This is a genomic window from Psychrobacter sp. GW64-MNA-CIBAN-0177, assembly GCF_040309585.1.
Lineage (GTDB): Bacteria > Pseudomonadota > Gammaproteobacteria > Pseudomonadales > Moraxellaceae > Psychrobacter > Psychrobacter okhotskensis.
On record NZ_JBEOOY010000354.1, the window covers coordinates 1 to 261 of the forward strand.

At 43.3% G+C, this 261-nt stretch carries 1 protein-coding gene; it reads left to right on the top strand.

Going from position 1 to position 261, the window contains the following annotated elements; all coding sequences use genetic code 11:
• Window positions 1-41 precede the first annotated feature (41 nt).
• Complete coding sequence (locus AAEY79_RS15415) at window positions 42-245, top strand: hypothetical protein (RefSeq protein ID WP_342859161.1); 204 nt, start codon at window positions 42-44, stop codon at window positions 243-245.
• Window positions 246-261: the final 16 nt, after the last annotated feature.

Below are 261 nucleotides of genomic sequence, written 5' to 3' on the forward strand. Positions count from 1 at the left end.
CCCTTATTTAACCAATAAATCACTTAAGTCGGCTGGTTAGCATGGCAGATAACGTTGATGAAGCTAATCAATTAGCTGAACTGCATTTAACCAGTGAGTTGGCCAAGGCAAAAGCGATATTACCACCATTAACGGGGCGTTGTTTTTATTGCGAGTCACCGACGGCTGAACGCTTTTGTGATGCAGATTGTCGTGATGATTATGAGCGCTTACAGCGCAGTGTGCTGATGCGTAAACGAGGTTGATATGACTCAATTAAGT